This window comes from Chryseobacterium daeguense DSM 19388 (assembly GCF_000430825.1).
In the GTDB taxonomy this organism is placed as follows: domain Bacteria; phylum Bacteroidota; class Bacteroidia; order Flavobacteriales; family Weeksellaceae; genus Chryseobacterium; species Chryseobacterium daeguense.
Map to the genome: position 1 here is coordinate 1 of NZ_KE387263.1, position 13,479 is coordinate 13,479.

The following is a 13,479-nucleotide window of genomic DNA, read 5'->3' on the forward strand; positions in this document are numbered from 1 at the left end:
CTCTTGGAGAAGATGCCTACCGCCTTTTTTAAGATATCACGTTCAAGCTTTGTTTCTTCCAGTTCTTTGCGAAGTCTCAATAACTCTTCCCTTATTGGATCAGAGGATATTTGTTTTTCCTTGCTAAGTTTACCTTCTTTGTGAAGTTTTCGCCAATTAACGAGACTTTCTTTACAGATCCCAAATTCTTCAGCTACCGAGGATACATTGCCTCGCTGCTCACTTAAAGATACTGCTTGGATCTTAAACTCTAGACTGTAATTTTTTCTGATCTTTTTCATACTCTTAAAGATAAAGAGTATAAGAATTGTGTCCTAACAAAGTTAGCAACTCCAATCATGACTTCTTATATTTATAGTACAAATACAAGAAGTTAATTACAATACAAATTTATTAAGTGTAAATTTATATATAGTTGCCTTTCATAATAGTTTATAATTTGATGACAAATATAACTAAGACTAAACGGAAATAAAAGAAAAATAGTACGGCACTATTACTTCATTGCTTGTGTTAACGCGAAATTTTAGAAAAAAATTACTGCAATTATAATCAGCCAATCTTATTAAGGTTTTTTTCAAACGTATTGATATTTCTGCTTGTAAACTGGTCTTTAAGGTTTTTTCTTCCCAAAATCTTACCGAATGTAGAATCTAAAGTATTCCCTTTCGGAACCTGCCAGTAAAAAATATTGTCTACAATTTTTGCTTCTTAATGTTCAGTTTTGGAAGCTTTTTCAAATTCCTGCATCAAAGTTTTCTCCACTCCGTCATTGCCGACAAAAGCATAAGAATGCAGGTTTTCGTTTTTTTCAAAAGGATTATTCTTCCAGATATTTTCCGTTTCTTCCTGAGATTTTATAAATAGAAATGCTTCATAAGAAAAGTGCTCAGACATAGCTTTCTCAAGGATTTTCTTTAAATCCTGTGGCTTTTTATCAGACGAAAAAACAATATTTCCCGACGCCAGAACCGACACCACATCTTCCATCCCCGCATCTTTAAAAACCTGACAGACTTCTGCCATTTTCATATTGGTTCCTTTTACATTGACACCGCGAAGAAATGCACAGTATTTCATTTTTTAGGGTTTAGGGTTTAGGGTTTAGGGTTTAGGCAAAGTTATTTCTAATTTAAAATATATGCAATTATAAATTAAAACAAGAAACTAAAAACCAGAAACCAGAAACTAGAAACATTAAACTTTAAATCAATCAATCCTTTCGTACAAATTATAATCTGTTCCGGATGGCTTCAGAATATAGATTTTCTCCAGGATTTTGTTGTCACTTTTCAGGTGATCTTTCACACGGAATTCTTTGATCAGTTTATAATGAAGCTTAAAATATTCTGCATCTTTTCTTTGATATAAATCGTCGTAAGAAAGAAGATATTTCGGTTTTCTTTTTTTGACGGTATTGATCCAGAAATTGGGTTTATCTTTTTTAATTTCTTCCTGAACTTTTTTATCTACCAATCCTACTTCATCAATTGTTTTTAATCCCGAAAAATAAGGAACATAGCCGGCAGGCTCCAGTAAAATCCATTGTTTTTTATCTTTTTCATATTGATTTAAAAATAAACCGATGGTTCTTCTGTAATTCCATTCCCCGTTTCCTGTTGCGATGGCATGAACGGTTTGGAAAGCCAGCATTGGTAAGATATACACAATGATTAATAATGACAGCCAAAGGTTTCTTTTCACTTTTTGCTCCAGAACAAAAATCAGTACCGGAACAAATAATAAAATCTGCGGAACCCAGTAATACCAGTCGAAAAGACTTTTTTGTGACAGGAAAATAACCTGCTTTACCCATCCGAAAATAAAAATCATCCAAAGAAAATAATTCCTTCTTTCTCTTTGCCTGATTAAATAAATAAAGCAAAGTAATTCAAAAATAAGAAGTAAGATCGTCAATGGATTGAAATCTCCCGGAAGCTTCAGCATTCCCCAGAAATTCCCGAAATTAAGCCTGAAATATTCTAAATTCTGGGCAAAAGTAAAGTGTTTATCGTAAGCCAGTTTTTTAGCGACAATGGTATTATTAACAATTTCATTAAAATAAAACCAGTTAAAAGCCAGCGCTGCAGACACCCCCAAAACTCCACCTAAAATGTAAGTCCATCTGATTTTTTTATTCCAGAATACGTCTACCAGAAATACAATTCCGAGGAAAATGACAGTATCAATTCTGGTGAATAAAATAAGTATTGGTAATACGATGAATGCCCATTTTTTGCCTTTATGAAAACCATAATACAGCAAAGACATTTCCAGCAGGAAGAGAATTCCGTATTCCATTCCGAGGATAGAAATTTTTATAGCAGGAGGCAAGATTCCGATTAAAAATATAAAGACCGCTTTATGCCAGACCTTCTTTAAAACCAAATGAGAAAGCAGTAAGCTCCCAATGGTAAAAAGTATGGAATTAAAAATAAGAATAGGCTCAATGAAGTTTTCTTTCCCGAAAATAAGGTTAAAAAAATAAGAGACAAAAACATACAGGTGTGTAGTAGATGCTGAGATTTTGGTATCGCCGTTAAAGCCGATCACTCCGTAATCCAAGAGGTTTTGCGCCACTCTCCAGGTGATGAATGCATCTTCCTGGATATAATGTGTTAATAAAAATAGGAGTTTGAAAACGACTGTAAATAGTACAGCATAAATTGGGATCTTATTATTTTTCGTCTCTGTCATTGTGCTTCATTATTCTGGGCAAAGATAATCTTAAAATTTCTGAAGTACAATAATAAAAAAACGGAACCGAAGTTCCGTTTTAAATTTTGTTTTTATTGCGTTGCTTTTATAATCGCATTGGTGATCTGAGTTTCCTTTTCTTTCGAATAAGTGGAATCAAAAGGCTCCATAACATCAAATAAATACTGATAGAATGGGGTGATCTTCTGCACCTGTTCAGATTCGCTCATTGCTTTTTCCTTGCCCATTTCCTTAAGGTTTTCAACAAAAGTATTGAATTTTTTATCAATCGGCTCGATGGATTTTACAAGATAATCGTAGGCTTTTTCTTTCTGTCCGATTCTTGTGTAGGCATCCGTAACGGCAGAAATTACAAGAGAATACTCCATTGGTTTTGTTCTGATCTGCCTTCTCAGGTAGCTTTGATCTGCCTTGCTAAGACTCATATAATAATCATATTCTTCAAAAATTCCTTTTTTAAGAACTTCGGCCAGTTTTAATCCTTTCTGCTCCTGTCCTGAAACGATGTATCCGTAAACCATTGAGCTTAAAGAACGAGGATCATTGTATTTTTCTGCAGGGATTTCTTTGGAAGCTAAATCTAATAACTCAATAGCCTTGCCTTTTTGTCCCATAGTTGCCAAAGACGCTGCCGCTCTGCTCGCTGATGCTCTGTAACTCATGATGTTCGAGGTTGCCGTTTCATCAAAATGCGTATTAAGATCTTTGAAATTACCCCATCTGAAATTTTTAACGATATTATATAAAGAATTACCGTCTACTCTTCCCAAATCTCCATCCGGAGTTTGCGGTGTATGAATAGGAACTAATCTGTAGCTGAATCCGTCAAACTGAAGATATTCATCAAGATAGAAAACATTTTCGCTGTCATAGATACCTCCGGAAGAAAAGTTAAGCGGCCTTTTCCAGTCAAAATTAGCAAGAATATCAAGCATGATCAGATTATTTTTAAAGAGAGTGTTCCCTTTGTAAGTAATCATTATTTGATTTACCGTACTTAGAAGATCAGCCTGAGTGATGATTCCGGCTTGTAAAGCATTGGCTTTATTTACAGGTAATATGAATTTGTTTACCGGTAAGATATTATACTTTTCATATTTTTCTTCTCCGAAATACATTTTAAGCAATTCATCTTTTGCAGCAGATTTATGCTTAAGGAAATTCACGGCTTCCTTCAGCGTGATAGAATCCTGGGTAAGATATTTTCTGAATTCCGCAAACTCAGTTTCGGGTGCTCCCTGCTCTTTCAGCATAGAGAAAAGTCCCTCCCAGTCGCTTTTCTTCATCATGTAGATCTGGTCATTTACCCCGTCTTTGTAATCATCATGTGTCAAAACTCCCGGAACTGCCGCAGCATTGTAAGTTCTTCTTTTGATCTGATCAATATTCCACGGCGTTGAAGCCAGAGTAAAGTTGACCACCTTTACATCATCACGGAATCTTTCCGTTTCCTGAATCGCCCAAACCGGATATGTATCATTGTCACCATAAACAAATAAAATGTCGTTTTTAGGCAAAGATTTTAATACAGAATATCCGTAGTCATAAGAAGTATATCTATTATGTCTGTTGTGAACATTATAATTCTGGAAGCCCATCATAAAAGGAACTCCCAATAAAACTACTCCTGCAACAATATTTGCCACATTTGATTTTATTTTAGACTGTAAAAACCAAAGAATGGCCCCGGCTCCCAGACCAATCCAGATCGCAAAAGCGTAGAAAGAGCCTACCATTGCATAATCTCTTTCTCTCGGTTCAAAAGGTTTTACCCCGGTGTAGAAAATAATACCTACACTTGTAATTACAAATAATGATAAAACAGCATAAAATCTCCCGAAATCTCTATTTAACTGGAAAAAGAATCCAATTAATCCCAATAACAAAGGCAGGAAGAAAAACTTCACCGTGCTTTCATTTTTAAACTTAGCCGGCATCTTGTCCTGATTACCAACCAGAGCATTATCTATAAAGGAAATCCCGGAAATCCAGTTTCCTCTTGTGCTTTCCATATTCCCTTCAAGGTCGTTCTGGCGGCCTACGAAGTTCCACATCAGATATCTTACAAAATAATATCCATTCTGGAATGTTATGAAATAATCTAAATTCTGGCTTAAAGAAGGCCTTTGAACATTGATTAAATTATAAGGCTTTACCTTCATATAGTCGGCAGCCGTAATGGTACCGTCTTCATATTTTTTTCTTAATTCGTCGAAAATCTGTTTTGCTTCCGGGTTATCAGCTATTTCTTCATTTCCATAATTAAATGAAAAATCCGGTGCTCCGTACATCGAAATGTAGTTCGAAATCACATCATCATCATCACTGAACATTCTCGGCATAAAACCTACATGAGCCTTATTGAAAACATAATTGAATCGGTCACCTGTTTTTCTGTAGGTCCCCGTTTTCTCATCTTTTTCGTAGATTTCTCCGGTTTTTGTTGTTTTAAAACTGCCGTCTTCATTTTTTTCAATTCCATTTGCATCAAGATGGTAGGTATAATTCTGACCGTAAATTGTAGGCCAGTCACCATATTGCTCCCTGTTATAATAATCCAGCATTCCGATGGCGTTGTCAGGATCATTAAGGTTCATTGGAGGATTAGCATTCGCCCTGATAGGAATTACCATCCAGCATGAAAAACCAATCATCATGAAAACTATGGATAAAGCTATGGTCTGGTACAAATTCTTCTTCATTTTTCCCGCATATCTGATCAGGAAATAGCAGATCGCGATCATGATAACAAAGGCAGCAATTGTTCCTGAATGGAAAGGAAGATTTAAACCATTAACAAAGAAAATCTCCAGCTTCCCGAACATCGTCATAATAAAAGGGAAAATTCCTTTAAAAACGATGGCTAAAATTATCAGCGTAACCACATTTGCCCAAAGGAAATTTTTCCAGCTGAAAGTATATTTTCTTGCATAATACACAAAACAAACCGCAGGAATCGCCAGCATACACATCATGTGAACCCCTACAGAAAGGCCCAAAACAAAGAAAATTAAAATAATCCATCTCTCATTATCCGGAGCCAGATATTCATTTTCCCATTTTGTGATTAACCAGACTAAAAGTGCAATGAACATAGACGCCATGGAATATACCTCGCCTTCCACCGCAGAAAACCAGAAGGTATCCGAGAATGTAAAGCTTAAAGCACCCACTACGCCTGCAAAAAGAATAGAAATTTCCTGATGCGTTGTAATTTCAGTAAAATCTTTGTTCAAAAGTCTTCTTACGAAATGAGTAATTGTCCAGAATAAGAACAAAATCGTAAAAGCACTAAACAATGCAGACATCCCGTTGATCACGATAGAATAATTTTCGCCCTTTCCTAAAGCAAAAATGGCTGCCACAGCACCCACAATCTGGAATAATGCCGCTCCGGGAGCGTGCGTTACTTCAAGTTTTACAGCAGAGGAAATATACTCGCCACAATCCCAAAAACTGAAATTGGGTTCTATGGTGGACAAGTACGTAAAAAATGCAATGACGAAAATCACCCATCCAAGAACGGTGTTCCATTGCTTAAAAGTCCAATTTTTCATAGTATTAAATCAATTACGCGAAAATAAGGCTTTTATATGATTTAAGATGGTTTTTAACAAAATTTAAAAATTTTGGCTCACTTTTTGAAAAGTTTGGTCTTAGATAGCGGTAGAAAAATAAAATTTAGCTATTTTAGAGGTGAGAATTCAAACAAAAGTTTAGAAATAATTTATTTTTTTGTATTTTTGCCGACAGATTTTTATTGAAAAATAACAAATAATGAGTAATGTTTACGATAATATACTTGGCCTGATAGGAAATACTCCTATGGTGAAGCTTAATACTGTGACGAAAGAAATTCCTGCAACTGTTTATGCCAAGTTAGAATCATATAATCCTGGACATTCCACTAAAGATAGAATTGCACTTCATATTATAGAAAACGCTGAGAAAAAAGGTTTATTAAATGAAAATTCCGTAGTTGTGGAAACTACTTCCGGAAATACCGGTTTTTCTCTTGCAATGGTTTGCATCATCAAAGGATATAAATGTATCCTTGCCGTGAGCGATAAGACAAAGCCCGAAAAAATTGCTTATCTGAAAGCCCTGGGTGCCACCGTCTATGTATGTCCTGCAAATGTACCTGCAGATGATCCGAGATCTTATTATGAAGTTGCCAAAAGAATCGCTTCAGAAACACCTAATTCGGTGTATATCAACCAGTATTTTAATGAGCTGAATATCGATGCGCATTATCAGACCACCGGCCCTGAAATCTGGGAACAGACACAAGGTAAGGTAACTCATCTTTTTGCATGTACGGGAACCGGAGGAACATTATCCGGATCTGCAAAATTTCTGAAAGAAAAAAATCCTGATATTAAAATTATCGGTGTGGATGCAGACGGCTCTATCCTGAAAAGCTATCACGAAACTGGAGAAATTAATAAGGAAGATGTACATCCTTACCAGATTGAAGGTATGGGAAAAAACCTGATCCCTTCTGCTCTTCTGTTCGATAAGGTAGATGAGTTTGTAAGGGTAAATGATGAAATGTCCGCTTACAGAACCCGTGAAGTTGCTCTTAAGGAAGCTATCATGGGAGGTTATACTACCGGCGCCGTTACACAGGCTCTTATACAGTATGCCCAGTCTCATCAGTTTTCTGAAAGTGATGTTGTAGTATTAATCTATCCGGATCACGGTTCAAGATACATTACAAAAGTATACAGTGACAAATGGATGGCAGAACAGGGATTTATAAACAACTGTGTTCACAACTACGACGAAGTTTTCAAAACAGAGATCATTAAATAAACAGAAATAAATCACGATACAAATAAAGCCTTTTTTGTAGATCTTAAAAGGCTTTTTACTTAAAAATTACTATATAATGTTGGATATTTTTGAAAGAATAAAAGACAATCCAGGACCTCTTGGACAGTTTGCAGATTACGGAGAAGGATATTTTATTTTCCCAAGATTAGAAGGACCTATCGGCCCGAGAATGAGATTTCAGGGAAGAGAAGTGATTTTCTGGAGCGCAAATGACTATTTGGGAATGTGTAATCATCCTGAAGTTTTGGAAGCTGATGCTAAAGCAGCTGCAGAATTCGGAATGTTTTACCCTATGGGAGCAAGAGCAATGTCCGGAGAAACTGAACAGCACCTTCAATTAGAAAGAGAGCTTGCTGATTTTGTTCAAAAGGAATCTGCATATCTTTTAAATTTCGGTTACCAGGGAATGGTTTCTACCATCGATGCTTTGGTTAGCAGAAATGATGTTATTGTATATGATGTTGATTCTCATGCATGTATCGTAGATGGTGTAAGACTTCATGCCGGAAAAAGATTTACTTACAAGCACAACAATATTGAAAGCCTTGAAAAAAATCTTCAGAGAGCAACAAAAGTAGCTCAGGAAACCGGAGGTGGTATTCTTGTGATTACTGAAGGAGTTTTCGGGATGAGAGGCCAGCAGGGAAAATTAAAAGAAATCTGTGAGCTAAAATCAAAATATCAGTTTAGACTTTTAGTAGACGATGCCCACGGATTCGGAACTCTTGGAAAAACAGGAGCCGGTGCCGGTGAAGAGCAGGAATGCCAGGATCAGATTGATGTTTACTTCTCTACTTTTGCTAAATCCATGGCTGGTTTTGGAGCATTCATTGCGGGTGATAAGGAGATTATCAGGTATTTAAAATTCAACTTAAGATCTCAGATTTTTGCTAAATCTTTAACAATGCCAATGGTAATCGGAGGTTTAAAAAGATTGGAATTGCTGAGAACAAGACCTGAAATCAAAGCAAAACTTTGGGAAAATACCAATAAGCTGCAAAACGGACTAAAAGAAAGAGGTTTCAACATCGGTGACACCAATACCTGTGTAACTCCGGTGATGATGCAGGGAACCCCGGTAGAGGCCACTCTATTAGTAAAAGACTTGAGAGAAATCTACGGAATCTTCACATCTGTAGTAGTTTACCCCGTGATACCTAAAGGAATGATTCTACTGAGATTAATTCCTACCGCGTCTCACACAGATTCAGAAATTAATGAAACGCTTGCTGCTTTTGAAGCAATTCATGATAAATTAGTAAGTGGTTACTATAAGGAGCAGGAACAGAAACTGCTCGCAGAAAAAGGCTTAAGTTTCAAAGAAATTTAATAATAATAAAAAACCACTGAAAATTCAGTGGTTTTTTATTATATATTTTTAAAATTTTATAGAATAATATTAATGAAATTTAAAGGTTATGCTTTAGGAATTACTTCAGCCGTGTCATATGGACTGATACCTATCTTCATCATACCTATAAAGCAGGCCCATTTTCCGCTGGACATTACTTTATTTTATAGATTTTTATTTTCGGCATTGATGATTGGTGGCTATTTACTTTATTCAAAAGAAAAATTTTCTATCAATAAAAAGGAAGGGTTAATTTTGGTCATCCTCGGTTTGTGCTATGCATTTTCCTCAGAATTTTTATTTTTAGGATATGATTATCTCACCCCCGGAATTGCCTCTACTGTACTTTTCATTTACCCGGTCATAGTAGCGTTGATCATGTTTTTCTTTTTTAAAGAAAAATTAAACAGGTTCTCCATACTCTCACTGGTATTTGCTTTTGCAGGTGTAATCATTTTATGCTTAAAAGAAAATAGTATGGAGATCAATTATTTGGGACTTGGAATTGTGATGCTAAGCTCACTTTTCTATGCTCTCTATATGATCATCGTAAATAAATCGAATATTAAAGTTTCCGGATTTAAACTTTCATTTTATTCCATGCTTTTTACTTCAATATTTTTTATGATTAAAGCATTTATAGGAAAAGAATCATTTGTAATTCCTTCTACAACATTATTTTTAAACTTTATCATTTTTGCTTTTCTTACCACAGTAATTTCAACATTATGTCTTGTTTTTGCCATAAAAAGTATCGGCTCTACCGCAGCAGCAATTTTGGGTGCATTGGAACCGGTAGTTGCTGTATTGGTAAGTGTGTTAATTTTTCATGAAGAATTTACTTTTAATTTATTGATCGGGATTACTCTAATACTTTTCGGAGTAATTTTAAATGTTTTGGCCGGAAGTAAAAAAATTGTTCATTCTTAAAAATTAAAATAACTTTGCAAAAATTTTACTGTTGAAAGATCTGCTTCTTATCACTCCGCCTTTTACCCAGCTCAATACTCCTTATCCTGCAACAGCTTATATTAAAGGTTTTTTGAATACAAAAAATATTTCAAGCTACCAGATTGATTTAGGAATTGAGGTTATCCTGGAATTATTTTCCAGAGACGGAATTCAGAAAATCTTCAATAAAGAAATTGATTTACAGGATATTTCAGAAAATTCACAGCGGATATTTGCACTGAGAGAAGAATATTTAAAAACAATTGATCAGGTAATTTCTTTTCTTCAGGGTAAAAATCCTACACTGGCAAGACAAATCTGTTCCATGAATCTTTTACCGGAAGCTTCAAGATTCAATCAGCTTGATGACATGGAATTTGCTTTCGGGAATATGGGATTACAGGATAAAGCTAAACATTTGGCTACCTTATATTTAGAAGATTTATCTGATTATATTGTTGAAAACATTGATCCCGATTTTGGCTTCAGCAGGTATGCCGAAAGATTAGGCAAAAGTGCCAATTCTTTTGATGAATTATATTCAAAATTATTAGCAAATGAGACTTTTATTGATGATTTTACTTTAAAAATTTTAAAGGAAAAAATAGAATTAGTCCAACCAAAGTTAGTTTGTTTTTCTGTTCCTTTTCCCGGAAATTTATATGCGGGATTTCGGTGTGCGAAATTTATCAAAGAGAATTATCCTCATATTAAAACAGCCATGGGAGGCGGCTTTCCCAACACAGAACTGAGAGAAGTAAAAGACAAAAGGGTTTTTGAATTTTTTGATTTCATCACTTTAGATGATGGCGAGCTTCCCATTGAACTTCTTTATCAAAATATAACTACTGAGGTGGCTGGGCCTGTCGAAGCCAAAAGGACATTTTTAATTGAAAATCAAGAAGTAGTTTATAAAAATAATTCTAAAATAGCTGATTATAAACAGTCAGACATCGGAACACCGGATTATACTGATTTACAGTTAGATAAATACATTTCTGTCATTGAAATTGCTAACCCGATGCACAGCCTATGGAGCGACGGCAGGTGGAATAAACTGACGATGGCACACGGCTGCTACTGGGGAAAATGCACTTTTTGTGATATCTCTTTAGACTACATTAAAATTTACGAACCCATTTCTGCAAAGATTCTGGTCGACAGAATGGAAGAATTAATTGCAACAACCGGAGAAACCGGGTTTCATTTTGTGGATGAAGCTGCTCCACCGGCTTTGATGCGAGAAGTTGCGTTAGAAATTTTACGCAGAAATCTTGTAGTAACCTGGTGGACTAATATTCGATTTGAAAAAAGTTTTACTAAAGACTTATGTTTTTTGTTGAAACTTTCTGGCTGCGTTGCTGTTTCAGGCGGCCTTGAAGTGGCGAGCGACCGATTATTGAAATTAATTGATAAAGGGATTTCCGTAGAACAGGTTGCACAGGTAACAAGAAATTTTACGGAAGCCGGAATCATGATTCATGCTTACCTGATGTATGGCTATCCTACTCAGAATGTTCAGGAAACAGTAGATTCTTTGGAAATGGTACGGCAGCTTTTTGAAATGGGAATTTTGCAAAGTGGATTTTGGCATCAGTTTGCAATGACTGCTCATTCGCCAGTCGGGATCAATCCGGAAGAATTTGGAGTAACCCCGATAAGGCAGGAAATTTTATTTGCCAATAACGATGTGGATTTTACAGACAAAACAGGAATTGATCATGGAAAGTTTAGTTTCGGTTTGAAAAAATCTTTGTTCAATTATATGCACGGAATTAATTTTGAGCTTCCCCTTCAGGAATGGTTTGATTTTAAAATTCCGAGAACTACAATTCACCCGGATTATATTCACGACTGTTTACTGGAAGATGAGGATTTTAAATTTAAGGCCAATTCAAAAATTATATTTCTAACAAAAAACGTAATCGCTGAGAATCGCATAAAAACAAAAAAGAAATATTCCGGGACGTATACTGAACTTACATTCCACTTAAAAACCAATATTGTAAAGGTTGAAATGCAACAGGAAATTGCAGAATGGTTTATAAAAGTACTAAAAGAAAACTCAATTGAAAATCCGAAAAAGATTAATCTTCAGCAACTTAAAATAAATTTTGAGGAAAATTTTGAAGATTTTGAATTATTTTGGTTCTCAAAACCGATGCAGCAGTTAAAGGAAAATGGTGTGATTTTGAGTCTGTAGATTTTTATATTTTAATTATCAAAAAATATTATCCATCTGGTGGTTTGTCATTCCTTAAGAATCTAGCTTCCGATTTTAGCAAAACGCGATGTTGAGATTCCTACGGGATGACAAACTAAGTTGAAAAAATTTAATTTTTATAATTTTGGCTAAAGCCAATTGGATTTATATATTCTAAAACGGGCTAAAGCCCGTTCCTACTGATAATTTATTTTTCAATACCGTCTTTCATTAATTGTCCGGCTTCCACTTTACCCTGAACTTTAATAAAATTGGGATCCATGATAGCCATTCGTTCTGCAATAGCTTTGTAAGTCGGAAACTTTAAAATAGATGCACGGCCGGACATTTCTCTGTAAATTGTAAAAGTTTTTCCTCCGGCTGATTTCAATTGTTTCGTGGTAGTGATATACCGTCCAATAAATTTACTTTTTGCATCATAAATTTCAATATCCACAAAAGTTTTATCCATAATGGTATCTTCCGAACCGAAACTTACCGGTAAATTTGTAAAATAACCTACTGGTCTTCCATTACTTAAAATTTCACCGACATTATTGACTGTAATATTCAGCTTATCAATTTTGCTTCTGATAGAATAAGCTTCTTTGGTTTTCGCATCTAAATTTCTTTTGGGGGGTTTAGAAAAAAGATCATCCAAATTTTTGATATTAATTCCTTTATTATCAATAATTTTCAATCCTTTAACACAAGTATATACTGCAGATTTTTCATCACCCGAAAATGCTGACGGAGAAATATAATCCAATTCCAGTACTTTTTCCTGATTGTAAATCCTTTTTAATTTAATATAGCTGTCCCGTACAGAATCCACTATACTTTTATCTACAAACTCTATTGTATAAATGGGTGTTTCTTTTAAATCCATAAAAGTGTAAATATTGGATTTATTAGAAATTTTTGCGACATGCGTTCCGTCCAGGGTTACAATACCTCTTTTAGTTTTAATAATTTGGGCATTAAGCAGGATTCCCAAAACTGTAAATAAAATGATTAAACTTCTCTTCATAAAATCAGATTCTTACATGAAATAAAAAAAGTGTAACCAAAGTTACACTTTCTTGAAAATATATTTAGCTTTTCATTTAATTATTCACAAAGGATAATCCCTTTATTATGATTAAATTCTACAACACCGCTCTTGATAGGATAAGAAAAAACTGAGTCTTTTTCATTTTCTTTGGTAAAATATTTTGCATAAGCTTCGTCTACAGACTTTGTATACAATTTTACATTACCGCCGATTAAAGAAGAAACAATTCCCGCGTGGTTGGTCATGATGTGGAATTCACCATTTTTCCCAGGCAGTAATACAGAGTCTACCTCCCCTTCAAAAACTACGTATTCTGGTGTTAAAATTTTTATATTCATTTCTTTTTAGATTAAAGAGTAAAGAGAA

10 protein-coding genes are annotated in these 13,479 nt (G+C 34.9%); 4 read left to right on the plus strand and 6 right to left on the minus strand.

Translation table 11 applies throughout. The features are described from left to right. The 4 genes from H560_RS0119390 to H560_RS0119405 form a co-directional block, all read right to left on the minus strand. The coding region (locus tag H560_RS0119390) for a transposase (RefSeq protein ID WP_027381505.1) at positions 1-281 on the minus strand (281 nt) is incomplete at its 3' end. A 430-nt stretch (positions 282-711) separates the two neighbouring features. Further along, positions 712-1,080, minus strand: a complete 369-nt coding sequence (locus tag H560_RS22090) for a DUF1697 domain-containing protein (RefSeq protein WP_228372512.1) — start codon at positions 1,078-1,080, stop codon at positions 712-714. Positions 1,081-1,209: 129 nt separating this feature from the next. Continuing rightward, the gene (locus H560_RS0119400) at positions 1,210-2,697 is read right to left on the minus strand and encodes a hypothetical protein (protein ID WP_027381506.1); all 1,488 of its coding nucleotides are present in this window, start codon (positions 2,695-2,697) and stop codon (positions 1,210-1,212) included. A gap of 92 nt (positions 2,698-2,789) precedes the next feature. After that, complete coding sequence (locus H560_RS0119405) at positions 2,790-6,275, minus strand: glycosyltransferase family 117 protein (RefSeq protein ID WP_027381507.1); 3,486 nt, start codon at positions 6,273-6,275, stop codon at positions 2,790-2,792. Positions 6,276-6,495: 220 nt separating this feature from the next. On the opposite strand from H560_RS0119405, the gene H560_RS0119410 reads away from it, so the two are divergent. The 4 genes from H560_RS0119410 to H560_RS0119425 all read left to right on the plus strand — a co-directional run bounded on the left by H560_RS0119410 (position 6,496) and on the right by H560_RS0119425 (position 12,059). Continuing rightward, positions 6,496-7,533: a PLP-dependent cysteine synthase family protein gene (locus tag H560_RS0119410; protein WP_027381508.1), complete on the plus strand. Its 1,038-nt coding sequence runs from the start codon at positions 6,496-6,498 to the stop codon at positions 7,531-7,533. A gap of 79 nt (positions 7,534-7,612) precedes the next feature. Next, positions 7,613-8,884: an aminotransferase class I/II-fold pyridoxal phosphate-dependent enzyme gene (locus H560_RS0119415; protein WP_027381509.1), complete on the plus strand. Its 1,272-nt coding sequence runs from the start codon at positions 7,613-7,615 to the stop codon at positions 8,882-8,884. 72 nt (positions 8,885-8,956) lie between these two features. After that, positions 8,957-9,835, plus strand: coding sequence for a DMT family transporter (locus H560_RS0119420; protein WP_027381510.1), 879 nt, complete (start codon positions 8,957-8,959; stop codon positions 9,833-9,835). 31 nt (positions 9,836-9,866) lie between these two features. Continuing rightward, positions 9,867-12,059 carry a B12-binding domain-containing radical SAM protein gene (locus H560_RS0119425; protein WP_027381511.1) on the plus strand — a complete coding sequence of 731 codons (2,193 nt, stop codon included), beginning with the start codon at positions 9,867-9,869 and terminating at the stop codon, positions 12,057-12,059. A 208-nt stretch (positions 12,060-12,267) separates the two neighbouring features. Here H560_RS0119425 and H560_RS0119430 read toward each other — a convergent pair whose 3' ends face one another. Both H560_RS0119430 and H560_RS0119435 read right to left on the minus strand, forming a co-directional pair. Beyond that, a complete protein-coding gene (locus tag H560_RS0119430) occupies positions 12,268-13,089 on the minus strand; it encodes a hypothetical protein (protein WP_027381512.1) in 822 nt (273 codons plus the stop codon). An 80-nt stretch (positions 13,090-13,169) separates the two neighbouring features. Continuing rightward, positions 13,170-13,451, minus strand: coding sequence for a FoF1 ATP synthase subunit delta/epsilon (locus H560_RS0119435; RefSeq protein WP_027381513.1), 282 nt, complete (start codon positions 13,449-13,451; stop codon positions 13,170-13,172). Positions 13,452-13,479: the final 28 nt, after the last annotated feature.